The following is a 24,790-nucleotide window of genomic DNA, read 5'->3' as shown; positions in this document are numbered from 1 at the left end:
ACCGTCTGCTTGCACACTATCAATTGGCTTTGGCCGAGTGGCTGGCCGAAGATCGGCAGGAGCATCCTGATGGCCTTGGCGATCTCGCCGATAACGACTTCTGATCCAGCAACAAGGGGCCCGTCGGGCCCCTTGTTCCATCAATGCCGTCGCTCCACATCTGGACCTCCGCGTTTGATCGCCACGTCCATCAGCATCACCCGACGACCTGCAACATTGGCGATGGACCAGACCGCAGCCACCCATCATTTACCGTGCCCGCGCGCCCATCGAATCCCGTGCTCACGCACAGGCCCTGACCCTGCAGGCATTGATGGGCGAGTGGGCGATGCGTACCGGCGGCACCGCCGCCAAGGCCTTGACCCTGGCGCCGTTCAGCTTCGATCCGCAGGTACTGTCGGAACTGGTTCAACTGCAAAGCGCGGTCGCCCAGCGGTTGCAGGCGCAGCAGCAGGCATGGCTGCAGCAATGGTCCGGCTGGCTGCAAGAGCGCGGCCAGGTCAGGCGAGCCAACACGGTATCCAAGCTGGTCGAGCAGGAATTCGACCTGCTCGCCCGCTTCGTGCTTCTGCTAAGCGACCAGATGCTTGATCTGGTGACGCTGCAGGAAAACGTTGAGGTCAACAGCAGCTATTGGGTTCAACAAGTGCTTGCGGCGAAGACCGATGCGGTAGCGTGAATTGGCGTCGGCGCCACGCCGGAAGATGCCTGTGCCGGAATCAAACCAGAACCCCGCGACTTCGCAGCCGCGGGGTTTTTGCTCGAACGGGCTGCCGGCGATCAGCCAGATGTACTGCGTTATAGAGGATGGATTCCGCTTCGTGGTGGCAGTGAGCTGGCCCAATTCTTTTCGAACGTCATAGGGCTGACGTAGTTCAATGTCGAATGCAGCCGGCGAGCATTGTAGAAGCCGAGCCAGTCGACGATTCGCCGCGGCGGCAAGGCGAGTGCTCCATCTACTTCACGATCCTGCAACGTTGCGGTCAGCGATGCGGGAATGGATTCAGGACAAATTCAGGATCTCGCGGGCCTGGGCTGCAGTCGCGACGGGGCGACCATACTCCTCGCAAAGTTCGGCAACCTGGCGCACAAGCGCGGCGTTGGACGGGGCGAGCGTATTCTTGTCCATCCGCACATTGTCCTCGAGCCCGGTGCGACAGTGCCCCCCTAGTTCGAGGGACCAGCGAGCCATCGTCAGTTGATTTCGGCCGATGCCCGCGCCGGTCCATGTCGCATCGGGCGAAAGGCGCTTAAGGGTACGAACGTAGAATTCAAGCACTTCGCGATCGACAGGCATTGCGTTCTTGATGCCCATGACAAATTGGATATGCAGGGGACCCACGATCGCGCCCGCTGCCTGCATAGCCGCGGCCTGAAAGATCATCGACAGGTCAAACGCCTCGACTTCGGGCTTAATGCCGTAGGTTTTCATTTCGGCAGCGAGCCAGTCGACCAGGTCGGGCGAGTTGTCATAGACCCGAGTCGGGAAATTGACGGAGCCGGTGGCCAAGGATGCCATGTCCGGCCGCAGGGATAGCATGGCACCTCTTTCATTTCCGGCCCCGGAGCGGCCACCGGTGGACACTTGGGTGATCATGCCCGGCGCGTGCTTGCGAATGCCTTCTAGCACCAGGGCGAAACGATCAGGATTTGACGTGGGAGTTTCGTCATCGTTGCGTACGTGGAGATGAACCAGGGTTGCCCCGGCTTCGAATGCCGCCTGGGTCGATTCCACCTGTTCGCTCACTGTGATGGGTACAGCCGGATTGTCTTTTTTGCGCGGCAGTGATCCCGTGATCGCAACAGAAATAATGCAAGGCTTGTTCATGCTTGATGTCAGTAGTTGGGTAGGACGGAGGCGCTATACTTTGGTGCCTACAGGGTCACCGATACGGCGGGACCTCTACACTGGTTTGGCACCATCTAGAGCGACCGCCCGTTCTGAACCCGCAGCGCCCTGGCTCGACCTGCTGTCGATCACCGATGCCGATCGCTTATGGTCGATCAAGAGCACAGCCAGCACTGCAATGACAGCAGGTACTGCCATTGCGGCGAAATTCCGCTGGAGTGGCAGGGACATGCTTACCAGCACGCCGATGACAATGGGCGCCAGGATGGCGCCGCTTCTGCCGACCCCGGATGCCCAGCCAATGCCCGTGCCCCGAACCGTAGCCGGGTAGAACTGCCCTGCATACGCGTACGTCACAATTTGGGTGCCGATTGTGGAGGCTCCGGCAAGCGCGACCACGAAGAATAAAGCCTCGGTCGGCATCTTGTAGCCGAGCAGCGTGATCGATATTGCGGCGAGTGCGTACATGCCAACCAGCACGTATTTGATATTGAACTTGTCTGCCAGCCAACCGCCGCCGATTGCGCCGGCCATCGCGCCGAAGTTCAGGACCAGGACGAACGTCAGTGCCGAGCCGAGGCTATAGCCCGCGCCAGCCATGAGTTTCGCGAGCCAGGAACTCAATGCATAAACCATGAACAGACACATGAAGAAGGCGACCCATAGCATCACGGTGCTGAATCCTCGGCCCTCACGGAACAGCATGCTGATGGGAGCGCTGGACCCTTTCTCGGCCTGCGGCAAGTCAAATCGGTCTGACATCTGAGCGCGGTAGGTGGGATCCATCCGGACCAGTACCGCTTTAAGCGTGTTCAGACGATTGCGCTGGATCAGGAAGTGCAGTGACTCCGGCATCAGCTTCAACACAGCAGGGATGATAAGTACGGGAACGCTCGCAGCCAGGAATACCGATTGCCAACCGTACGTCTCGATCAGTGATTTGCCCATGATTGCTGCGAGCATCCCGCCTACCGAATACCCGCTAAACATCAGCGTGACCATCGTTCCGCGGATCTTGCGCGGCGAGAACTCTGTCATCTGAGCAACGACATTGGGCATCACACCGCCGATTCCCAGTCCGGCAAGGAACCGTGTCATGCTGAACGTGATCGGATCGTGCGTCATTCCCGCCGCAGCAGTAAAGACGCTGAAGAGCGCAATACAGATTGCAATGGCTTTGGGCCGGCCAATGCGATCGGCGATAGTACCCATGATGACGGCGCCGAACATCATGCCAAACAGCGCGGAACTAACCATGAAGCCGGCGCGGGTCGCGTCGACGCCCATATCTTTCATGATGGATGGGAGCGCAATGCCCACGACGGCAAGGTCATAGCCGTCAAAGATGATGATGAGCGCGCACCAGAACAGCAGGCCAGCGTGGAATCTGTTGAAGCGCGCATCGTCGGCGAGCTTGTGAACGTCAATGTGACGCATGATTTGTCTCCTCCGTTATTTTAGGAATGGTCGCGGCGTTCTCCGCGGCAACTGCGGTTCACGCGCGCGCCTCCAGCTCTCTGAGCCTGAAGCGTTGGATATTGCTGTTGCCGTCTTGGGCAGCGTGGGCAGGAATGGAATGGTGCGCGGATAGTTGTAGGCCAAGGCGGCCCTTTACGAAGGCCCTCAGCTCGCCATCGCGTCACGACCCATCTGGTCAAGGACGCTCACAGCGCTGCTGATCTTCATAGCAGGCGCGTAGCGAATCACTTTGTGGACCGCCTCCGTGCCGGCTGGGGCGAGGCTCGACGCTGGCTCACCGTCCCGTCGTCTGAATCTAGCCGTTGTCGCCACCTGCAACCGGCAGCACGGCGCCTGTGATGTAGCCTGCTTCGTCCGATGCAAGGAAAAGAATCGGCGCGACTTGTTCGGCGAGCGTGCCGTAGCGTTTGAAGAAGGTCGACTCAGCAACCTGCGTCACCGCCTCGGCCATCCAGCTCTTCTCTTGCTCGCTATCTCCAGCCGCGTTCCGAGGCACGCGCCTGGGAGGCGCCTCAGTTCCACCGGGTGCCGCAGCGACCACACGGATGTTGTGCTCGCCATACTCCATCGCAAGCGACTGGGTTAGCGCGTTGACGCCGCCCTTTGCAGCCGAATACGGCACGCGCCGGATGCCGCGCGTTGCATTCGAGGAAACGTTGACGATGGTTCCGCGTCCTTGAGCGAGCATGTGCGGAAGGACCGCGTGGCAGCCGTACAAGGTCGGCATGAGCGAGCGGCGGATTTCCGCGTCAATCTGAGCCGGTTCGAAGTCGGCATAGGGCCGCATGCGAATGGCTCCGCCGACGCCATTTATCAGGATGTCAATTCGACCGAACTTCTCCACAGCGAAGGCCATCGCGGAGGCCGCGCCTTCATAGGTCTCGAGGTCGGCAATGAAGCCGGCAGTGTCGGCTTCAACTGCTTCCGCTGCGACCTCGGACACGAAGTCGGCGCGGTCGACAAACAGAACCTTCGCACCTTCAGCCGCAGCGCGTAGAGCGACGCCGCGTCCGATACCTTGGGCGGCACCGGTGACCACCATCACCTTGCCTTCGAATCGCTTGGCGCTCATGGGGTCACCGTGGCTGCGTTGGGCGTGAACTTCTCGTAATGGAAGCTGTTGGGCTTCACGCCGTTGTCGTCGAAATACTTGCGCACCGCGTCGACCATCGGCGGAGGTCCGCACAGGTACACGTCAACATCACCATCGTTCAGACATTCAGCCGGCATATGCTGAGTCACCCAGCCCTTGCGGGGATGACTCGATTCCGCTTCTGCAACGACGGTACTGAACGTAAAGTTCGGCAACTTCGCGACGTACGCCTCGATAGCCTCAACCTGGACCAGGTCGAGATCTCGTGTCACGCCGTAGATGAGATGCACCTTCTGCTCCGAGTTCGCGCGAACCAGGACCTCCAGCATCGACAGGAATGGGGCCAAGCCCGTGCCGCCAGCCAAGAACAACAAGGGTCGCTCCACTGCCCGGAGGTAGAAGCTGCCCAGGGGGCCCGTCAGTTGCACCTTGTGGCCTGGTTGCGCCGATCCGAGCCAGGTGCTCATCACGCCGCCAGGGATTTTCTTGATCAGGAAGCTGACTTTCGATGCGCCAGGTGCGGACGAAAATGAGTACGACCGATGCTTTCCGCTGCCGGGGACGTCGATGTTCACATACTGGCCAGCGAGGAAGACCGGAGGGATGCTGTCCACGTCCAACTCAAGGACCACCGCCGCATCATTGTGCTGTACGACTTTCGTGACTGTCGCAGCGAACTTGTTTTGCTCGGTTTTGCACACCGTCGACGATGCCGGAACTGCGATGACGCAGTCACTCTGCGGCACCATCTGGCACGTGAGCACGAGACCGCCAGCTTTCTCGTCGTCGCTCAACGCGTCCTCAATGTAGTCATCGCCCAAGTCGTAGCTGCCACTCTCGGCGCGGCACTTGCAGGTACCACACACGCCGTCGGAGCAATCCATCGGCAGGTTAATCTTGGCGCGAAAAGCGGCATCGAGAACCTTTTCGCCGGCCTTGCATTCGACAAAGCGGGTCACGCCGTCTTCAAAGTTCAGTGCGATGTTGTAGCTGGACATGTTACCTCCTGCGTCCTTTCTCATTCCACCCAGTGGCATCAGACGTGGTAGACGTCCAGCACCTGGCGGATATAGTCGTTCTTGAGCGCAATCTTCTTGCTCGAAATCAGCAACCGGTCGTCAACGTTTCGGAAGGTAACGTAGGCGGTGCCGAAATACTGATCCGTGACCTTGTAACGATGGCTCAGCGTGTTGAAGTTGTATCGAACGTCGACTTCGTTATCGCGCTGCGCCAGCACTTCGATATTGGTAACGTGGTGGCTGGTGCGCGGCTCCGGCATCGACGCGCTGCTGCGCTCGGTTCTGATACGGAACACCCGGTCTTCCAGGCCGCCGCGGCCCGAGTAATACATCAGAGAAATTTCGCTTTGCGGGTCTTCGGTGAGCTTGTCATCGTCATCCCAGGCCGGCATCCAGTAGGTGACGTCTGCTGTGTAGCAGGCCAACCACTCGTCCCACTGACGGTCATCCAGAAAGCGCGCCTCTTGATAGAGCGCGCTACAGACCTTTTGATAGTCCATGCTCATACGGCTGCCTCCGCCTGTTCTTTCCGCAGGGCTTCGCGCATCACCCGCATCCAATATTCGTGTTGAACCACAAAGAGACCTTCATCTTCGCTGCGCTCGCCCGAGATAAGCGGGTTCAAGCCCATGCCCTTCGCATTCGCGTCAGGTCCGTGGACCCACAACGGTGCGCCGCGCGACATGTCGTTCCACATCGACGTCGTGCTGGCGTATCCCGCCTGGCACGCACGGAACTCTTCGAGGTCATCGCTGGTGCCCATGCCCGAGACGTTGAAGAAGTCTTCGTACTGACGAATGCGGATCGCACGGCTTTCTGCGCTTTCTCCCTTCGGTGCGAAGCAGAAGATGCTGACTTCTGTCTCGTCGACACTGATCGGACGGACGACGCGAATCTGGGTACTGAACTGATCCATCAGGAACACGTTCGGATACAGACACAGGTTGCGCGTCTGATTCACGATGTACTTCGCCTTGTCTTCGCCGACACGAGCAGCAATTTCGTCGCGATGTTGATAGACAGGGCGCACCTCAGGATTCATCGTGTTGGTCCAAAGCAGGATATGGCCATGCTCGAAGCCATACACGCCCGCAACCGACTTGCTCCAACCATTTGCATCGACGGCCTTGGTGCCTTCGACATTGCGGCGACCCATCGTTGCGGCATAGTTCCAGTGGACGGTGCTGACGTGATAGCCGTCACAACCGTTCTCCATCTGCATCTTCCAGTTGCCGTCGTAGATGTACGAGGAGTTTCCCCGCAACACTTCGAGACCTTCCGGCGCCTGCGAGACGATTTGGTCAATGATGACCTTCGTCTCGCCGAGATAGTCCTCGAGCGGCATCACGGCTTCGCTCAGGCTGCCAAACAGGAAACCGCGATAGTTCTGGAAGCGCGCGACCTTTTTCAGGTCGTGCGATCCCTGTTTGTTGAACTGCACCGGATACTCGGTGGTCTTCTCGTCCTTTACCTTCAGCAGCTTGCCGGCGTTCGAGAACGTCCAGCCGTGGAACGGGCAGGTGAAGCTGCCCTTGTTGCCGTGCTTGCGACGGCACAGCATGGCGCCCTTGTGGGCACATGCGTTGATGACCGCGTGCAACTCACCGGCCTTGTCACGCGTGATGACAATCGGCTGACGACCAATCCACGTCGTGTAGTAATCGTTGATGTTCGGTACCTGGCTTTCGTGCGCGAGGTAGACCCAGTTGCTCTCGAAGATGTGCTTCATCTCGAGTTCGTACAGATCGGCGTTCGTAAAGATGTCGCGGCGACAACGGAAGACACCATTTTCCTTGTCGTCCTGGACGGCGTTGCTCAGCAAATCGTCCAGTTGCCGTGCTTTATCGATAGTTGCGGACATGAGTCGTCTCCCTATGCGGGCTTCGTGTTCAAGCCCTTGCATCGGTTCAGATAATTCGTGCGGGAAGTTGGCGGCCTAGCGAGAGAGGCCGCCGCGCGAGAGGTTACGCCGTGGCGGAGGCGCGAGGGCGATTCACAAGCTGGTTGTCCTTGCCTTGCACCAGCGGAGTCAACTCGATGTTGAATTCGATTTCCTTGTACGCGTCGCCCTTGAGGCCAAGCGCGGCACCGCCCGTCTTTTCGACAACGTGCGGCACAAGCTCTTCGCGCGTCGCATAAGCGAAGTCGTCCCAGATCAGCGGATCGCCTTCGATATTAATCTGCGTCGTGAGCTTGCGAGTCTTGTCGCTCGTTACGAAGAAGTGTACGTGCGCCGGGCGGTTGCCGTGGCGGGCAATCACGTCAAGCAACTGTTGCGTGGCGCCTTGCGGCGGGCAGCCGTAGCCAACGGGCATCAGCGTGCGAAACTCGTACTTGCCGTCAGCCCCGGTCTTCACCGCGCCACGCAGGTTGAAATCGTCTTGCGCGCCGGTCGGATCGAAGTGCGAGTAGAAGCCCTTGGAGTTGGCGTGCCAGCATTCGACAACCGCATCGGCCACGGGCTTGCCGTCCGGCCCGGTCACCGTGCCATGGATGATGAGCGGACCCGCGTTTTCGTCAGCATTGAGATCAATCTTGGAGACGCCATCGCGCACCGGGGCGCCGGCAACATACAGGGGGCCTTCGATAGTGCGCGGCGTGCCGCCGTGGATGTCGGCTTCACGGTCCTCTGCATCCATGCGGATGTCGAGATACTTCTCGAGGCCAAGGCCGGCGGCCAACAGGGCCGCCTCACCGTCTTGTCCCAGCTTGTTGAAGTAATTCACGCCCGCCCAAATCTCGTCTGGCGTCATGTCCAAGTCGTCGATGGCCTGGAAGACGTCGCTCAGCAGACGATGAGTAATCTGCTTGGTGCGAGCGTTGCCATCGTGGCTTGCCAGATTGGCAGCGGCCTTCAGCAGATCCTGCACTTCCTTCGAGTCGAACACTTTGACACTCATGTCTGCTCCTAACCTTTCTGTGTTTTGCTGGGGTAAACCCTCGTTTCAGGCCGATATGAATGTACTCAGAAGGTATGATCTGGCCTTGAAACAGAGCGTGATGGCAGAATAGAGGATGGAAAACCGGTCAGTCCAACACCGTTTTAGTATCAGATCATATCTCGGAGGTATTGTATGGAGCTGCGACATCTGCGCTATTTTGTAGCGGTTGCAGAAGAACGCAACTTCACGCGCGCAGCCAAGCGGCTCCACATCGCGCAGCCGCCGTTAAGCCGCCAAATACAGCAGCTCGAAGAAGCGCTGGGGGTACAGCTATTCGAACGGAGCTCCCGTCCGCTCAAACTCACCGAGACCGGCAAGTTTTTTTACTCGCACGCGGTGAATCTGATTGCGCAGACGAACGAGTTGGAGTCGATGACGCGACGCGTGGGCAACATCGAGCGCAGTCTGTCCGTCGGTTTTGTGGGATCCACGCTCTACGGGATGCTGCCGAAGATCATTCGGCGATTCCGAGACGAGAACAAGTCGGTCGAGCTCAGCCTCCACGAGATGTCGACGATGGACCAGATCCGCGCGCTCAAGGACGGCCGCATCGATGTAGGCTTCGGCCGGATTCGACACGAAGATGCGAACATCCGCCGGGTGACTCTCCGCGAGGAGAAAATGATCGTTGCACTTCCCGTCGGTCATCCGCTCTCGACGTCGAAGCCGATCCTCGCGCTTCGGGACCTCATCTACGAAACACTCATTGTTTTCCCCAAGGCACCGAGGCCAAGCTTCGCGGACCAGGTTCTGTCGGCTTTCCAGGAGCGAGCCCTTGCGCCTCGCCGCATCTATGATGTGCGCGAATTGCAGATCGCATTGGGGCTTGTCGCGGCGGGAGAAGGGATAGCAGTCGTTCCGAGCAGCGTCTATGGGCTAAAGCGCGACGACGTGAGCTACATGGAACTGGATGACCCAACCCTCACGTCGCCAATCATCATGAGTATGCGTGCGATGGATGAGTCGCGTGACATCAAGGAAATGTTGGAACTGATCTATCGACTCTACGAGGAAGAGGGAATTCCCTATGTGCCTCGCACGGACAAGGGGTCGTAGAACGGTCATACCTCTAGACGAAACCAGGTGCTAACGCAATGCGACCAAAACCCAGGTCAATGCGCCCGGCCTTGAGTACGGTCGCTTGCTGAACCGTGATCATTTCGCTGAGCCCTACTTCCAGTTGGCTATCGGCACCTCGCTGTTCGCGGGGAACAGCGGCAGCGACGAGAGCAATTCGTGCAATTCGTCGTTGCTCTCGACATCGAAAACGCTGACGTTGGAATAGCGGCCAACGACGCGCCAGAGGTGCGGCATGACCATCCAAGTCACGCCGCTGGCGAAGCATCCGTCTGCGATCTGAGCGCAGCGCTTTACGATCCCGCCGGCATGGGGAGCACGCAGCAAAGGGGTCATACATTGCCCGCTGGAGCGGGAAGTCAGAGGAGCCGCTTGGCTGGCCTGACCACACGGACGTCGGCAGCGACAATAGAGTCAGTCCCCGCTGCGTGCCGGCGCCCCGTGTACGCTTACTGCTTACCGCTTTTCCGAGAGTAAATGCGTTGGCGTGCGACCGTCGCGCCCCGCATCTTGCGGCACTATTGTCACCGCTCGCATTAAGTCCTTTTCCCAAGGCGAGCCGTGCACGAACTTGCCTTTCAGGAAATCGATAAAGGCACGCAACTGCGGCGGCGTGTACCGGTTAGGCAGCGTAATCGCGTACAACATGGCACCCGGCGAGCGGGTTAGCCGGTATTCCTTGAGCACGGCTTCCAGCCTGCCGCTCCGTAGATGCTCCGCCGCGACATACGAGGGCAGCAGGCCGATGCCAAGCTTTGCCGCGGCCATCTCGCCAAGGAAACCATAGTCCGAACATTCTAGGTGCGGCTGGATGGAGATCCGGTGCACGAGGTCACTATCTTCGCGGACATACTCGAGTGCAACGCGTGTACGCACGCCCAGGCAGGGATGAGACGCCAGGTCCTCCGGTGTGGTGGGTCGTCCGTGCCGCTCCAAATACTCGGGATTGGCACACAGCATCCATTCGACCGGTCCGAGCGCCCGCGCTACGCAGTGCTCGCCGGGGTCATTGGTCACCCGCAGGGCCACGTCAAGATTGTTCTCCATGAGGTCCACCGCCCCACCCTTGAAGCTGACTGACAGCGATACCTTGGGATATTGGGTGCAGAACTCGGCAAACATCGCGGTCAAGTACAGGCGGCCGACGGCCGGTGGGCAACTTACATGCAACGGGCCGCGTACAGAGGTACCAAAGGTGTGCAGCAGTTCGTCCGCACGCTCCACCTCGGCGCGGATGACGGCACATTGGGCGTAAAACGCCTCGCCGATTTCCGTCAAGCTCATGCGGCGTGTGGTGCGGCGTATCAGCTGCGCCTCAACATCACGCTCCAGCTTGCGGATACGCCGGCTGACATTGGAGCGGTCGATGCCCAGCTTGAGCGCTGCGTTCATGAAGCTGCCTGATTCCACGACCGTGGCAAAAAACAGGTAAGCGTCGAGTTCCATGGTCCGAATTACGATTGGTGCGCTACGCGCAACGAACCCGTGCGCCAGCGCGGGCTTACTTGCCTGGACTTGGGGTGCAATACTTTCCCAAAGCCCATTTCCATGATGTAAAGAGGCGGAGGAGACATGAAGGAGATCATACCTGCGTTACTGCTGTGTGGTGCGGCAATCGCAACGAACGCGCAGGCCGCAAGCGCAAGCTGCGCGATGCCTACTGGCAGCATGCCGGGCGCAGGATCTGAACAAGCGACGGCGAGTGGAGGAATGAACAACAATCAAACTGCTGCGCTTGCAGCAATACTGGAGGCCGCATGAACACGAATCTGTGGAGCCTGATCGACGCACGCCTGGCCGAGCGCCCGGATGCGGTGGCGTTCATCGAAGGCGAGCGCGCCATCACCCATGAGGAATTCGATCTGCTGTGCCGTCGCACGGTGGCATGGTTGCGCGCCCAGGGTATCGGCAAAGGAGACCGGGTAGCCGTGTGGCTCGTCAATCGCATCGAATGGCTGGCGCTGTTCTTTGCGCTGGCGCGTGTCGGCGCGACGCTGGTGTCCGTCAACACGCGATATCGTAGCGAAGAAGTGAGCTACCTCATCGAGAAGAGCGGCGCACGCCTGCTGGTGCTGCAACCGGGCTTCCGCAAGATCGACTTCGCCGGGATTCTCGATGGCATGGACCCCGCCTCGCTGCCCGCGCTGCAAGCCATCGCGGTGGTGGATGCCGGTCCGGCAACGCCCCCTCGTCTGCTGAGCCGCCCGGTGGTGCCCTTCGATCTGCATGTGCACGAGCCGGTCCAAGATCCTGACGAATCCAATCCTGACGCCTGTACCATTCTGTTCACGACCTCAGGTACAACAAAGGATCCCAAGCTGGTGATGCACCCCCAGCGCACGCTCGTCGATCATGCCTGGCGTTGTGCGCGCGGGTACGGCATGGATTCCGATGATGCGGTCATGCTGGCGATGCTACCGTTCTGCGGCGTATTCGGGCTCAACGGTGTGCTGGCGGCGTTCGCGGGCGGCGCGCCCGTGGTATTGGTCGACACGTTTGACGGGCCGCAGGCCGCCAGGCTGTTGGCTAAGCATCGCGTCACGCATACGTTCGGCAGTGATGAAATGTATCGTCGCATCCTCGACGCGGCGCCAACGGACCGGCCATTCCCGGCCGCAAAACTGTTCGGCTTCGGTGCGTTCACTTCGAGCTTCTCCGAATATGCCCGCGAGGCTTGCGCGCGCGGCATTCCGCTGGCAGGTCTGTACGGATCGAGCGAGGTACTGGCCTTGTTCTCGTGCCAGCCGATGGCGCTGCCGGTGCAGGCGCGCATCGAAGGAGGCGGCCTGCCGGTGGCACTGGGCGATGCTACCGTGCGCATCCGCGATGTCCAGACGGGGGCGTTGCTGCCGGCAGGACAGTCGGGTGAGATAGAGATCAGCGCGCCCAGTTTGTTCCTGGGGTATGCCAACAATCAGGAGGCTACCGCTGAGGCGCTGCGCCCTGACGGCTTTTTTCGCACCGGCGACCTTTGGCCATCTGCGGGGCGACGGCACCTTCGTGTACGAGACCCGCATGGGTGATGCGATCCGCCTGGGTGGATTCCTGGTCAATCCAGTAGAAATCGAAGCTGTGCTCAAGCGCTTCGACGGTGTCGCCGATGCACAGGTAGTCGCCGTGGATATGGGTGGACAGACCCGCGTGGTCGCGTTTCTCATTCTGACCAACCACGCCCAGCTTGACGAGGCCGATGTCATCGCGCAGATGCGCGCAAAGGTGGCGCCGTTCAAGGTGCCTGCGCGTATCTGGTTTGTCGATGCCTATCCGATCACGCTCAGCTCCAATGGCGTGAAGACCCAGCGCAACAAGCTGCGCGACCTGGCACTGGCGCGGCTGGCGGAGCCTGTCGCGGCTGCCGGCGCTTGAACCCTCTTCGGAAAAAATTCATGCCGACCACGCTCTATTTCGAGGATTTCCATCGCGGGCAGGTGTTTGACAGCACCGGGCGCACCATCACCGAGACCGACCTCACGATGTTCTCAATGCTGTCTGGCGACTGGAATCCGATCCATGCCGACGCGGAATTCGCCCGGGACACTCGCTTCGGACAGCGTGTGGTCCACGGAGCGCTGGGCATTGCACTGGCCACCGGCATGCTGCACCAGCTCGGCGTCTTCGACAAGTCAGCCGTGGCCATGATGTCGCTACAGAACTGGACCTTCACGGCCCCGATTTTCGTTGGCCAGACACTGCGGCTCAGGATGGAAATCCTGGACACAGAAGCCGGTACCAGTCAGCGCGTGGGGCGCGTGAACCGGAGGCTGCAGTTGATCGACCAGACCGGTGCGGTGATCCAGGACGGCACGACCGACGTGCTGGTACTGAAGCGCGCCGCACAGGCCGCCTGAGCGCGCGGCACGCCGCCGCACTCCCCTTTTTCGTTTTTCAACGGACATCCGATCGCAGAATCGGAGCCCGTGTTCGCGGCCGCCTGCGCGGTGGCACATTGCACCACCAGACGAACATCAGGAGACATCATGCCATCCCTCTACAGACTGACCGGCGTATTGGCCGCCCTCTCGTTTTCCACCATCGCAGCGGCGCAGAGCTTTCCGAATAAGCCGGTGACCATCGTGGTGCCGTACTCGGCCGGTGGACCGGTGGACAGCTTCGTGAGAGGACTCACTCCACAGCTTGCCGACGCGTGGAAGCAACCGGTGGTCGTGCTGAACAAGCCTGGCGCCAATGAAATCATCGGCGCGGAGTTCGTCGCCAAGAGCGCGCCGGACGGCTACACGCTGTTCGCCGGCACAGAAGCCGCGCTCACCATGAACCAGTTCTTGTACAAGAAGCTGCCGTACAGTCCAGACAAGGACTTCGCCGAGGTCTCGCGGCTTGTAGCATTGCCGCTGGTGTTCTTCGTGCCGAAGACCTCCCCGGCCAATTCGCTGAAGGAATTCATCGCACTCGCGAAGAAGGCTTCACCAAGCAAGCCAATGACCTACGGCTCGTCTGGCGCTGGCGGCATCGCGCACCTGCCGATGGCGATGTTCACGCATAACGAGAACCTGACCATGGTGCACGTGCCGTACAAGGGCGCCGCACCCCTGATCCCGGAAGTGATCTCCGGACAGATCGACGCCGCCGTGCTCGGTGTCTCGGTGATCGAGCAGCACGTCAAGTCCGGCGCACTGAAGGCGCTCGCCGTCTCTGCCGATACACGCTCGGCAGCGCTGCCTGACGTGCCTACCTTCAAGGAGTTGGGCGTCAAGGAGATTAACGCAGTCTTCAATATCGGTCTGGTCGCCCCGCGCGGCACGCCGCCCGCGCTAGTCGAGAAGATCTCCGTCGACGTCAGGCGCATCGTCCAATTGCCTGACTTCCGCAAGAAATACATCGATGCGTTCTCTTACGTCGCCGTTGGCTCCACGCCGGCGGCATTCAGGGATTTCCTGGCACAAGACCGAAAGATCCAGGGCGAACGCGTCAAGCTTTCCGGTGTTTCACTCGATTGAGCCTGACCGCAACCAATGCAAGAGGCCTGCTGCCATGACCACCTCCAGCCATCTTCCTCCCGTTCTGCAAAACCTGGCCTTGCCGGTGATCTCGTCGCCGATGTTCACGGTCAGCTACCCGGAACTTGTCCTTGCCCAATGCAAGGCCGGCATCGTGGGCTCCTTTCCCGCGCTCAATGCCCGTCAGCCGGAATTGCTCGACGCATGGCTAATGCGGATCAAGGAGGAGCTTGACGCCTTTCGTGCTGCAAATCCCGGCGCGATTGTCGGACCGCTCGCGGTCAACCAGATCGCACACACCTCCAATGTTCGGCTGGAACAGGACGTAGCAACCTGCGTGCGCCATCGTGTGCCGATCTTCATCACATCGCTACGCGCACCGGTGCAGGAGATCGTTGATGCCGTCCATTCCTATGGCGGCATCATCCTCCACGATGTGATCAATCTGCGGCATGCCGAAAAGGCCTTGGAAGCCGGCGTCGATGGGCTGATTCTGGTCGCCGCCGGCGCGGGCGGCCACGCCGGGACGCTGTCGCCAATGGCGCTGGTCGGAGAGGTCCGCCGCCGCTTCCGAGGACCCATCGCGCTGTCTGGCGCCATCGCCACCGGCGATGCGATACTGGCCGCGCAGGCCATGGGTGCGGACTTTGCCTATATCGGCACGCGCTTCATCGCGAGCCAGGAAGCCAATGCCAGCACTGACTACAAGCAATCGCTGATCAAGGCCGGGGCGTCAGACATCATCTACAGCAACCTGTTCTCCGGCGTACATGGCAACTACGTGCGCGAAAGTATCGAACGGGTCGGCCTAGATCCCGATAACCTCAGGGACGGCGAGAAATCCAAAATGAGCTTTGCCGAGGGACGCTCCAAACCCAAGGCGTGGAAGGACATCTGGGGCGCTGGTCACGGCGTGGCGCAGATTCACGACATCCCGACGACGCCTGAAATCGTGGCGCGACTCAGGCACGAATATATCGCTGCGCGGGAGCGTGTTGCGCGTTTGCCCTGAACCTCCGAGGCGGACGGCACGCTGCCGTGCACAGAAGCGGTGACACTGCTTTGGACGCCTACGGCCGACGCCGTGCCCCATCCTGGCTGTAGGTGTGATTCGCCACGAGGGGGAATTTGCTTCAGGTATGCCGCGGGCGCCGATGGAAGGCGACGCGGCGGAGCAGGCGTCCGGACCGACGCGAATGAGCAATCCGCTCCTTCCCAGATTGAAGCGCGGGGCTAATCTCGTGCCGACTGGTCCCGTGTATAGCGGGCGAGCGCTTATCTGCGTTTCATGTAGTGGATGGCGCAAGGAGCTTGCAGACCATCGCACTGGGGCGCGCCGAGCACGGCGCTGGTAGCTGAAGACCTTTCAAAGTGGAGATGAAATCAGGTATGAATGCAACGATCAGCTTCATTGAGGCCATTCTTGTCGACTTGCCTACCATTCGCGATCACCAGCTTGCCATGACGACGATGCAGCGGCAGACGCTGGTCATCGTACGCCTGAGATGCAGCGACGGTATGGAAGGTCTCGGCGAGGCAACCACTATCGGGGGCCTGTCCTATGGCGACGAGAGCCCGGAAGGTATCAAGCTGGCTATCGACACGTATCTCGCCCCCGCTCTCATTGGTATCGATGCCACCAATGTGAATGCGGCAATGCAGCGACTAGCCAAAGTGGCGCGCGGTAACCGTTTTGCCAAGTCAGCGGTGGAAACCGCTCTGCTGGACGCTCAGGCCAAGCGACTCGGCGTCCCACTTGTGACCATGCTGGGCGGCGCTGTGCGTTCGACCCTGCCGGTGCTGTGGACGCTTGCCAGCGGCGACACCGCGCGGGATATCGAAGAAGCTGAAACGATGTTGGCTGAGGGTCGCCACAACACCTTCAAATTGAAGATTGGCCGCCGCAGTGTGCGCGAGGACGTGGACCATGTCTCCGCCATTAAACGCGCACTGGGGAACCGGGCGCGCATCACTGTCGATGTGAACCAGGCCTGGAGCGAAGTCGAAGCAGCGACGGGAATCGCTATGCTGGAGTCGGCAGGCGTTGACTTGATCGAACAGCCAATCCCGCGCGAAAACCCTCGCGCGCTGGCCAGGCTGGCCGCGAAGTTTGTCGTGCCCATCATGGCGGACGAAGCAGTGTGTGGCGCCGAGGACGCGATGGAACTGGCGCGGCTGGCGGCTGCGGACGTGTTCGCACTGAAGATTGCCAAGTCGGGCGGAATTCACGCCATGCTGCGGACAGCAGCGGTGGGAGATGCTGCAGGTATTCAGCTGTACGGCGGCACCATGCTGGAAGGTAGTGTCGGCACCATCGCAGCCGCCCACGGCTTTTGCAGTTTGCCGCAGTTGTCATGGGGCACGGAACTGTTGGGCCCACTCCTGCTCAAGGACGACGTCGTCACCACACGGCCGACTTATCGTGACTTCAGCCTGCACCTGCCGGAGGGCCCCGGTCTTGGGCTCACCCTTGATCAGGATAAGCTCGACTTCTACCGCCGCGACCGGGACCGGATAGCGGTAAGCGGTTTCCGGGCAATCTGAGCATGGCGCCCGACGCTCTCGTATTCCTGGAAGGGAATTACGGGAAATCTGACGAGAAGGCTAGTACCAATGGTGTTTTTTCGGGAGGAGGCGATGACGCGCAATATGTCAGTGCGGGCCAATGTTTGCCTTAACTGGGCCATGGCCCTGTTTCTTGGACTTGGGTCCGCCAGCGCCATGGCGGCGTATCCGGATCGGCCGATTCGCTGGGTGGTTCCATTTCCGGCCGGCGGGGCAATTGACAATATTGCGCGTACCCTGGGTGAGCATATGTCGGTCACACTTGGTCAACCGATCGTCGTGGAGAACCGGCCTGGAGCGGGTGGCAACATCGGCGTTGATCTTGTCGCGAAATCGGCCAGCGATGGTTATACCTTGCTGATTGCTGCAAATGGGATGGCGGTCAACCCTACCCTGTATGACAAGGTTAGCTACGATCCGATCAAAGATTTTGTCCCCGTGTCTATTTTGGCGATTGTGCCCAACGTGCTTGTGACAAACAAGGCGAAGAATCCGGTGGGGACTGTGCAAGAACTCATCGCAAATGCGAAGACCAGGCCAGGGAAGTACACGTATGCGTCGGCGGGAAATGGCACTTCGATCCACCTCGCGGGAGCCTTGTTCCGCGCCATGGCCGGGATCGACCTTCTGCATGTGCCCTACAAAGGGAGCGGCCCTGCCATCACCGATCTGCTAGGCGGCCAGGTGGATTACATGTTTGACAGCATCACCTCCGCCAAACCGCATATTGATTCGGGAAGATTGACCCCGGTTGCGGTAACAACAATGAAGCGTTCATCGGCACTGCCAGCTGTGCCGACGATTGCCGAGTCCGGCCTGAGCGGATATGAGCTGTCCCCTTGGTTTGCCGCCTTCTTACCGGCGAAGACATCGCCTGCCGTGATCGAGAAACTCAATCACGCAATGCTTCTGGCGCTAAAGAATCCTGCAGTCCGGCAGCGCCTTGCGAGTATTGGCGCCGAGCCGGTTGGCAGCACGCCAGCAGCCCTGCGCGAGCACCTTGTTAAAGAGACCGAAAAATGGAGCAAGTTGCTTCCCGCCTGGGGAATTCGGGCAGACTGATTCGAGACCCGCGTTCCGCACAGAAGTGAATTGCCGCACATCTCGGAAGTCCGGCGTGACCAGGTAAGTCAGTGCGATGGACAATGGACTACACGTCGCTGCTTGCCCGCGGTATGCTGGCGGGCACGAACCGCAGGCGCTGACTCCTCTCCGTCATTTCCCGTACACGGTCGCACCTTGGCAACTCATGCCGCGCCACGAATCCATCCGCTGAGTGATCGGCAAGTTCACTGCCCGCCTGCCCCAGTTCCGGCGCATGAGGAACCCATCTGGCCCCCCTTGATAGCGAGCGACGTACGAAAAAAAGGCCGACACTTCTGCCGGCCAAACGTCCTTAACAGTGAAAGCCAAGGTCGATATGAAGTTGTTCGCTGGCACGCCCGGGAGCGCACCTCGTCCTACGGGTAGGAAATTAGAAGCGATGGCGCATGCCAAGCATCGCGCCGGTTTGGTTTTGGCCTGGCATCGTATTGGCCGCACCGGTCACACCGAAGGTCGCATTGCCCTTGTTGTTGACGTAGCCGAGCAGCAGGTACGCGTCAGTGCGCTTGGACAAAGCGTAGTCGGCGTTCAGCACGAACATCCATGAGTCCTTGCTGTCGGTGCGGGCGTCGGTGTAGTAAGCCGCACCGGTCAGGGTAAAGGCGGGAGTGAACTTGTAGTTCGCGCCGAGCCAGTACAGGTTGTCGTGACGGGCCATACCAGTCGTGACTTCGTCACGCATCCAGCGGTAGCCGCCAAACACCTTCGCAGCACCGAAGGCATACGACGTACCAATCGCAGCACGTTTTGCGGCGAGGTCCGCGGAAGCCAGGGTGCTGCCCTGGAACTGGTCATACGCGACGCCCACCGAGAACGGCCCGTTCGCGTAGGCCAAACCACCACCAAAGTTCTTGCCGACCTGGAAGTGGCCCGGCACTTCGCCGCCGAGGCCGGAGTTCACGTCGCGGCCGAAGCTATAGAAGCCGGTTGCCGTCAAGCCGCCGAACTTACCGGTGTACTTGATGGCGTTGTCGGCGCGGCCATTAAATTGATTGTCGACCGAATTCAGTGAGTACATGGGGCCTACCGACATCGGATCGTAGGCACCGAACAGGTCATACAGCGAATTTTGCTGTCGGCCGAGGGTGACGGCACCGAAATTGCCCTGCAGGCCAACATAGGCCTGACGACCGAAGAGCCGGCCACCCTGTGCGGATTTGCCGCTATCGATATCGAAGCCGCTTTCCAGCACGAAGACGCCCTTCAGGTTGCTGCCGAGGTCCTCGACCCCGCGCAGACCCCAGCGTGAACCTGAGAGGCCGCCGGAAGTCACGCCAACGACAGAGCCACCGCCGTTTGCGCCACCATTGACGTGGTTTTGGAAACTGATGCCGGCATCAGCGATGCCATAGAGCGTCACATTGGACGACGATTGGGCAAAGGCAGAGCCGGACATGGCGCAAGCTGCGGCTGCCACTGCGAAGAGAGCTTTTTTCACTGTCGATTCCAGGTTCTTATATAGCGAAGGGTCCAGTCGATGGCATCCCGGCTTGCAGGCGAGCCGAAACCATCCACCGACGCGGCCGCCAGATAGTGCGTCAGGAATGTGACAGAAATGAGTCAACAATTATGCATAAATTCGCACAATCATTTCAATATAAAGAACAATATGTGCAAGTCTGGCAGCTAAACTCCATCGCAGGGGCGCGCCGATACTTCTCTGACGCGAGTGACAGATTTTTGACAAACGTGTCGGTTTGCCCCAATTCCTCTTATGCCCCCCGATTCCCCGGTGTTGAGCGCTTGGCAGTCGCATCACGATCGCTCCGCGTCCACGCCTTGCCATCCCGGAACCGAACTGCCTGCAGCAGAGATAGGTGCCTCGCAAATCGATGCGGGCCACCTTGTCCCACTCCTTGAGTGATAGGTCTTCTGGGGGAAGGGTGCGCTGCAGCACTCCCGCGCGGCGGAGATTCAGGCCTCCGCAAATTACCCTCCTGCCAATGGCACCGGCTTTGACTACACCGGCACCGGCTCCCCGCAGCCCGCAATGACATGCATGTAGCGCGAAGGCGGCATGGAATCGACCGTAGCCTGGACCGCTTCGGTACACAGGGACGGACGCTTGGTCAGCGCATCAACATATCGCTCGACGTTGGGCAGGTTTTCCCACATCGACGCAAGCCCCAGGTAAGCCATCCGGACCAGGTTGACACCCCACAGCACATCGCCGAGCGAGAATGATTCCCCCCTGAGGTACGGTGTCGACGAACCAAGCGCATGGTCGAGGTCCGTCAAGAGGCCCGCGACGTGCCGACGTGCGGCGCGCTGAAATGCGGCATCGTGGCGGACCGACTTGCCGCCCCGCTCCTTCGCGATCTTCGCGCGATAGGCCGCAACGAGCTGCGCATCGTCGGCATTGGCATCAATCATGGCTTCGAGCGCCTTGATCTTGTAGTCGTAGACCGTTTCCATGGCCGTCTTGAGCGCTTCGGGCCGAAGGTCGGCGTCGGGATGAAAGCCATAGAGCAAGGTGCCGTTCGGGATCTGATCGACGATGCTCACCTGTTGCATCACCTGGGCACGCACATCGGCGTCCTCCGGCACGAGCTGAACGGGATCGCGCGACACCGCATCGAGATAGCAGCAGATCCGTCTGGAATCGGCAATGACACGGCCAGCCTCGTAGTCCACAAGCAACGGGACCGCGCAGGGGTCAAAGCCTTCGGTCTCCACCGACGTACGCCCGCTATAGCCGCTGACAAGTTCCCGCCCAACTTCCCGGCCTGCAAGCATCCGCAGTCGGACGTAGGGCGGATGGTAGTGCTCGGCCGGAACAAGGCCATCCGGACCCATCGAACCGAGGATCACCATATCGTTCGAACGGTACGGCAACTGCTTCTCGAACAGAACCGTGCGCACTTTCTGCGAGCACAGCGAGCTGGCCGCGTGGAACAGTTCGAAGCGCGGGTTGGCGTCACTACCCACGAGCGAGATGCGCGCGCGGTCCGCGATGGCGGCGCGGGCACCGGCCGCCATATTCATCAATTTTTCATGCCTCATTGCTGGTTTCCTGGTTCAGGTTTGGCGCTATCGTTCATCGTTGTCTCCTGGTTGTGGGATTGGCGTCAACGCTTGTGGGCGGTGCCCGTTCGCAGCATCAGCTCCATCTGCTGAGCAATCTGCAGCAGCGCACCGTCGTCGCCGGGCTTCGCGACGATCTGCAAAGCAGCGGGAAGGCTGCGTTCGCCGATCGCCAGGGGAATCGAAATGGCAGGAAACCCCGCGACATTGAACGGTGCGGTATAGGTCATTAGCGCCTCGCGGACCGTGCCGGTCCAGGCGCCAATGCTGACGGTGCCGGCATCGAGATGCGGTGCGGTGCATGGGCATGTCGGCAGCACGAGATAGTCAACCGTCGACATCACCTCATGCAGCCTTGCCGTGAAATCTCGCCTGACCTGCTGGGCCGCCGCATAGGCGCGCAGGTCCATGGTTTCGGCGCGTTTCAGCCGGTCGACGGTTTCCGGGTTGTAGTGCGTCGAGATACGGTGCCAGTCGTTTCGGCGGAAATGCTCGATGCCGCCTTCGATCAGGACGATGCTCGCGAAGGCACCGAATACCGCATCGAACAAACCAGACGTGCTGACGTTCACACAGGAAAAGACTTGCGCCAGCTGCTTCAGCGCGCCGTCAAATGCCGCCGCAATTTCCGGACTGAGTGGAACCGGTGCGATGTCACGAATGACGCCCAGCCGTGCGGACAGCCACGCATCGCTTTCGGGAACCTTGATGTCAATGGCGTCGGCAAGCAACAGCACGTCATCGACCTGCTTGCCGAGCAGGCCAACGTGATCGCAAGTGGGCGCCAGGGGGAACACGCCACGCGTGGATAACGTGCCGAGCGTGGGCTTGTATCCGACGACGCCGCACAGCGCTGCGGGAATCCGAACGGAGCCGCCGGTATCCGTGCCCACGCACGCCATGATGGCACCGTGCGCAATTGCCGCCGAGGCGCCACCACTGGAACCCCCGGGTATGCGCGCAGGGTCCAGCGGATTCAGGGTATCGCCAAACCTTGCGCTGGCGGTTGTCACGCCCCACGCGAATTCGTGGGTCGTCGTCTTGCCGATGATGATCGCGCCGCGTTCCACCAGTGCTTTCACGATGTCGGCATCGGTGGTGGGCAGATGGCCGAGATAGGCTGCGGAACCGTAGCGGGTCTCCATGCCCCGCGTGTCGATCAGATCCTTGACCGCAATTGGCAGTCCTTCCAGTGGCCGCTGCCGGCTTTCGCCGTAGCGGCGATCGCTTTCCGCGGCCGCCTTCAGGGCACGGCCCCAATCGATCGCCGCAAATGCATTGTGCAGCCGCTTGCTGGCTTCCGCGCGCTCGAGGGCCTGCTCCGTCAACGCCGTCGCGGTAATCTGCCGCGTGGCAAGGGCATCCAGCGCGTTGCGCAAGCCCATGGCATGCGGGGCCGTTGTTTGGGATGGGCGCCGGATGCCGTGCTGGTCGAGCGACGCGACAGCCGGCGGAAGTATGTCGTGGCCCGAGAAGATCGCGTCTTGTGGCAGGCAGTTCAGCTGATTCATGTATTCCACTCCAGGATGACGTTGCGGATGGCTTATCCCTGGTTGGAAACGATAGTTGATCAGCTCGGCCTTGGAAGCTGGCTGGCGCCGAACGCAGCGTCCATGAATATGGAACGCCCGGCGGGCCCCACGGGGCGTGGCCCGCGTGGCATTGGAGGGGCAAGAGGTAGTGCGGGGTCAGCGGCCGTCGAACGCGGTGACCTTGGGCAGCTCTATGGCGAGGAAATCGACCAGCGACCGCACCGCGGGAAGCAGTCCGGTCCGATAGGGCATGAGGGCGGAGATGCGCGCATCCGCGGCGATCCAGCCCGGCAGTACCTGCCGCAGCACGCCAGCCTGCAACTCGGACCGGCAGATATACCCGGGCAGGGCTGCCACCCCAACGTTGGCGCAGGCTGCCTCCTTCAGGGACATCATGCTGTTGCTCTGGAATCTTGGCTCGATCGGGACGGTGACGAGCCTGTCTTGGGGGCCGCGAAGTTGCCACTGCAGCGGCCCTTTGCGCACTATCGAGACGATGGCATGGGATGCAAGTTGCTCCGGTTCCTCCAGGCGTGGCATCCGTTCGAGGTAGTCGGCACCCGCAAACAGGTACCATGGCGCCCTGACAATGGGCCGTTGGACCAGGTTGGAATCCCGCAGTGCCGAGGTATGTCCGCGCAGCGCCAGGTCGAAGCCCTCGCCGACAACGTCGACGAGCCTGTCCGTGGCGATTTCCACGATGCTGACCTTGGGATGGTTGCTCAGGAACGTCGGCAGGACCTGGCGCAGCGCAAACTGCGCAAGCTCGACCGCCACCGTCACGCGAATAATCCCGCTGGGTTCGAGGAGCCTCTGGCGCATCGCCTGTTCCGCGACGTCGGCGCTCTGCAGCAAGGCGACAGCGTACTGGTAGAACTCAGCGCCTACGTCGGTCAAGGTAAACTGGCGTGAGGTCCGGTTGATCAGGCGAACGCCCAGCGAAGCCTCCAACTCCTTGACCCTGTGACTTAAGGTGGACTTGGGCAGCCCCAGGCTGTTGCTGGCAGACGTAAAGCCACCGCGGTCGACAACCTGCACGAAGTGAAAAACGTCTTTCAGGTCCAGCATGTCGCTGCCTTGGTAGCGGTTGGGTTGGCCAATGGTGTGTGCTTTCCATCGCATGGTACTGCAACGGGTGCGCGCAGTGCCATGATGGGCGCCCCAATGACCGCCATTGCCGTGGCCGGCGCCCGCTCGCCCAACGACCGTCAATGCGTGGTGCGCCACCGACAGCATCCCGATCAGAGAGGAAAGCCCTCCGTCTCTATATTTTGTTTTTCGGCTGAGGGCACCCGCATCGGCCGGTGAAGCGCGCCTGCCTTAACGATTCGACAGCCACAACTTGCCGAAACTGGCTAACGATGGCTATCGCTGCCTCGCGCTTTTTCCAGGCCAACGAGCGACCTGGACGGCTTCAGGTGTCAGCGATCGACGAATGAGACGAACTCGTCCAGTTCCAGCTTGCGGAGTTCCATGTTGTTTTCCGGAATACTGTTGTCCGCATAGCCGAGTGACATTCCGGCCACGATCATCTCCCCGTCGGGAATGGCGAGGCCTTCACGAAGCACCGCCGATTGCAGCGACCAGATCTGCTGCGGGCAGGTGTCCAGCCCACGGGCGCGCGCGGCCAGCATGATGTTTTGGAGAAAGCACCCGTAGCAGATGAAGCTGGCCCATTCCAGGCGCCGGTCCATGGTGAAGATCAGTCCCACGGGCGCATCGAAGAACCGGAACTGCCGTTCGACGTCTCGCCGGCGCCCGGCGATATCGCACCTTTGCACGCCCTGTGCATCGCCGAGCATCCCGCGAAACGTATTGAAGCGCGATGAGAATGGCGCCGGCAATTCCTTGGGAAAAAACGGGTAATCGGGCACCAGTCCCTCAGGCGCGGCACGATACGCTTCGACCGCGGCTCCCGCAATCTTCTCGCGAGCCTCTCCGGTCAGCACGTAGCAGCGCCAGGGTTGCGTGTTGCTCGAACTCGGTGCGTATTTCGCAAGCGACAGGATTTCCCTGACAGTCTCGATCGGCACCGGCTGGTCAAGGAAGCCGCGCTTGCTGTGGCGTCCGCGAATCAGCGCTTCAGTAATCTGGATTGCCTCCATCTTCATGTCTCCGTTCTCGTGGTTGGGGGTCGCTGCGGTGAAAAGG

At 60.5% G+C, this 24,790-nt stretch carries 24 protein-coding genes and 1 pseudogene; 10 read left to right on the top strand and 15 right to left on the bottom strand.

The annotated features are described in order from the left end of the window. The first annotated feature begins 313 nt into the window (after positions 1 to 313). Positions 314 to 679, top strand: a complete 366-nt coding sequence (locus K309_RS36900) for a hypothetical protein (RefSeq protein ID WP_051320522.1) — start codon at positions 314 to 316, stop codon at positions 677 to 679. 324 nt (positions 680 to 1,003) lie between these two features. Here K309_RS36900 and K309_RS0119845 read toward each other — a convergent pair whose 3' ends face one another. The 7 genes from K309_RS0119845 to catA form a co-directional block, all read right to left on the bottom strand. Then, the gene (locus K309_RS0119845; protein WP_029048049.1) at positions 1,004 to 1,828 is read right to left on the bottom strand and encodes a 3-oxoadipate:acetyl-CoA acetyltransferase; all 825 of its coding nucleotides are present in this window, start codon (positions 1,826 to 1,828) and stop codon (positions 1,004 to 1,006) included. 75 nt (positions 1,829 to 1,903) lie between these two features. After that, positions 1,904 to 3,286 (bottom strand): MFS transporter, encoded by a 1,383-nt coding sequence (locus tag K309_RS0119840; protein WP_029048048.1) that lies wholly within the window; start codon positions 3,284 to 3,286, stop codon positions 1,904 to 1,906. A gap of 337 nt (positions 3,287 to 3,623) precedes the next feature. Then, complete coding sequence (gene benD, locus K309_RS0119835) at positions 3,624 to 4,400, bottom strand: benzoate diol dehydrogenase BenD (RefSeq protein WP_029048047.1); 777 nt, start codon at positions 4,398 to 4,400, stop codon at positions 3,624 to 3,626. After that, positions 4,397 to 5,419 (bottom strand): benzoate 1,2-dioxygenase electron transfer component BenC, encoded by a 1,023-nt coding sequence (gene benC, locus K309_RS36895; RefSeq protein ID WP_035877929.1) that lies wholly within the window; start codon positions 5,417 to 5,419, stop codon positions 4,397 to 4,399. The genes benD and benC overlap by 4 nt, the downstream gene beginning before the upstream one ends. A 38-nt stretch (positions 5,420 to 5,457) precedes the next feature. Further along, positions 5,458 to 5,946 (bottom strand): benzoate 1,2-dioxygenase small subunit, encoded by a 489-nt coding sequence (benB, locus tag K309_RS0119815; RefSeq protein ID WP_029048045.1) that lies wholly within the window; start codon positions 5,944 to 5,946, stop codon positions 5,458 to 5,460. After that, the gene (locus K309_RS0119810; RefSeq protein WP_029048044.1) at positions 5,943 to 7,301 is read right to left on the bottom strand and encodes an SRPBCC family protein; all 1,359 of its coding nucleotides are present in this window, start codon (positions 7,299 to 7,301) and stop codon (positions 5,943 to 5,945) included. The genes benB and K309_RS0119810 overlap by 4 nt, the downstream gene beginning before the upstream one ends. Positions 7,302 to 7,404: 103 nt before the next feature. Continuing rightward, the gene (gene catA / locus K309_RS0119805; protein ID WP_029048043.1) at positions 7,405 to 8,340 is read right to left on the bottom strand and encodes a catechol 1,2-dioxygenase; all 936 of its coding nucleotides are present in this window, start codon (positions 8,338 to 8,340) and stop codon (positions 7,405 to 7,407) included. 174 nt (positions 8,341 to 8,514) lie between these two features. Between catA and K309_RS0119800 the strand changes: the two genes are divergently transcribed. Continuing rightward, complete coding sequence (locus tag K309_RS0119800; RefSeq protein ID WP_029048042.1) at positions 8,515 to 9,438, top strand: LysR family transcriptional regulator; 924 nt, start codon at positions 8,515 to 8,517, stop codon at positions 9,436 to 9,438. Positions 9,439 to 9,469: 31 nt separating this feature from the next. On the opposite strand, the pseudogene K309_RS43010 reads toward K309_RS0119800, so the two are convergent. From K309_RS43010 to K309_RS36890, 3 genes and pseudogenes are all read right to left on the bottom strand, one after another. After that, positions 9,470 to 9,589: pseudogene (locus tag K309_RS43010) on the bottom strand (LysR family transcriptional regulator); the annotation flags it as partial. Next, positions 9,553 to 9,795, bottom strand: a complete 243-nt coding sequence (locus K309_RS43995) for a muconolactone Delta-isomerase family protein (protein WP_084402471.1) — start codon at positions 9,793 to 9,795, stop codon at positions 9,553 to 9,555. The gene K309_RS43995 and the pseudogene K309_RS43010, both read right to left, overlap by 37 nt. A 120-nt stretch (positions 9,796 to 9,915) precedes the next feature. Then, positions 9,916 to 10,905: a LysR family transcriptional regulator gene (locus K309_RS36890; RefSeq protein WP_051320521.1), complete on the bottom strand. Its 990-nt coding sequence runs from the start codon at positions 10,903 to 10,905 to the stop codon at positions 9,916 to 9,918. Between the two features lie 126 nt (positions 10,906 to 11,031). On the opposite strand from K309_RS36890, the gene K309_RS41785 reads away from it, so the two are divergent. The 8 genes from K309_RS41785 (at position 11,032) to K309_RS0119755 (ending at position 18,041) form a co-directional block, all read left to right on the top strand. Further along, positions 11,032 to 11,220 (top strand): hypothetical protein, encoded by a 189-nt coding sequence (locus tag K309_RS41785; protein ID WP_156914401.1) that lies wholly within the window; start codon positions 11,032 to 11,034, stop codon positions 11,218 to 11,220. Beyond that, positions 11,217 to 12,482, top strand: a complete 1,266-nt coding sequence (locus tag K309_RS36885) for an AMP-binding protein (protein ID WP_232232426.1) — start codon at positions 11,217 to 11,219, stop codon at positions 12,480 to 12,482. The genes K309_RS41785 and K309_RS36885 overlap by 4 nt, the downstream gene beginning before the upstream one ends. After that, positions 12,475 to 12,825 carry an AMP-binding enzyme gene (locus tag K309_RS43000; RefSeq protein WP_232232425.1) on the top strand — a complete coding sequence of 117 codons (351 nt, stop codon included), beginning with the start codon at positions 12,475 to 12,477 and terminating at the stop codon, positions 12,823 to 12,825. The genes K309_RS36885 and K309_RS43000 overlap by 8 nt, the downstream gene beginning before the upstream one ends. Positions 12,826 to 12,845: 20 nt before the next feature. Beyond that, on the top strand, positions 12,846 to 13,307 hold the full coding sequence (locus tag K309_RS0119775) for a MaoC family dehydratase (RefSeq protein ID WP_029048041.1): 462 nt from the start codon (positions 12,846 to 12,848) through the stop codon (positions 13,305 to 13,307). Positions 13,308 to 13,376: 69 nt separating this feature from the next. Continuing rightward, positions 13,377 to 14,414, top strand: coding sequence for a Bug family tripartite tricarboxylate transporter substrate binding protein (locus K309_RS0119770; RefSeq protein WP_232232424.1), 1,038 nt, complete (start codon positions 13,377 to 13,379; stop codon positions 14,412 to 14,414). A 34-nt stretch (positions 14,415 to 14,448) separates the two neighbouring features. After that, the gene (locus K309_RS0119765; protein ID WP_029048039.1) at positions 14,449 to 15,426 is read left to right on the top strand and encodes an NAD(P)H-dependent flavin oxidoreductase; all 978 of its coding nucleotides are present in this window, start codon (positions 14,449 to 14,451) and stop codon (positions 15,424 to 15,426) included. A gap of 377 nt (positions 15,427 to 15,803) precedes the next feature. Further along, positions 15,804 to 16,958 (top strand): muconate/chloromuconate family cycloisomerase, encoded by a 1,155-nt coding sequence (locus tag K309_RS36880; protein ID WP_051320520.1) that lies wholly within the window; start codon positions 15,804 to 15,806, stop codon positions 16,956 to 16,958. A gap of 141 nt (positions 16,959 to 17,099) precedes the next feature. After that, positions 17,100 to 18,041 (top strand): tripartite tricarboxylate transporter substrate binding protein, encoded by a 942-nt coding sequence (locus K309_RS0119755; RefSeq protein ID WP_232232428.1) that lies wholly within the window; start codon positions 17,100 to 17,102, stop codon positions 18,039 to 18,041. 412 nt (positions 18,042 to 18,453) lie between these two features. Here the strand turns inward: K309_RS0119755 and K309_RS0119750 are convergent, their stop codons facing one another. From K309_RS0119750 to K309_RS0119730, 5 genes are all read right to left on the bottom strand, one after another. Then, positions 18,454 to 19,521, bottom strand: coding sequence for a porin (locus K309_RS0119750; protein ID WP_029048037.1), 1,068 nt, complete (start codon positions 19,519 to 19,521; stop codon positions 18,454 to 18,456). A gap of 521 nt (positions 19,522 to 20,042) precedes the next feature. Then, positions 20,043 to 21,086 carry a glutathione S-transferase family protein gene (locus tag K309_RS0119745; protein WP_029048036.1) on the bottom strand — a complete coding sequence of 348 codons (1,044 nt, stop codon included), beginning with the start codon at positions 21,084 to 21,086 and terminating at the stop codon, positions 20,043 to 20,045. Positions 21,087 to 21,151: 65 nt separating this feature from the next. Further along, complete coding sequence (locus tag K309_RS0119740; protein ID WP_084402470.1) at positions 21,152 to 22,618, bottom strand: amidase; 1,467 nt, start codon at positions 22,616 to 22,618, stop codon at positions 21,152 to 21,154. Positions 22,619 to 22,795: 177 nt separating this feature from the next. After that, positions 22,796 to 23,707 carry a LysR substrate-binding domain-containing protein gene (locus K309_RS0119735; RefSeq protein ID WP_029048034.1) on the bottom strand — a complete coding sequence of 304 codons (912 nt, stop codon included), beginning with the start codon at positions 23,705 to 23,707 and terminating at the stop codon, positions 22,796 to 22,798. A 353-nt stretch (positions 23,708 to 24,060) separates the two neighbouring features. Beyond that, on the bottom strand, positions 24,061 to 24,744 hold the full coding sequence (locus K309_RS0119730; protein ID WP_029048033.1) for a nitroreductase: 684 nt from the start codon (positions 24,742 to 24,744) through the stop codon (positions 24,061 to 24,063). Between the last annotated feature and the right edge of the window lie 46 nt (positions 24,745 to 24,790).

This window comes from Cupriavidus phytohabitans (assembly GCF_000426345.1).
GTDB lineage: Bacteria > Pseudomonadota > Gammaproteobacteria > Burkholderiales > Burkholderiaceae > Cupriavidus.
The sequence above is the reverse complement of the archived record's forward strand: the minus strand, read 5'-3'. Positions and strand labels throughout refer to the sequence as shown.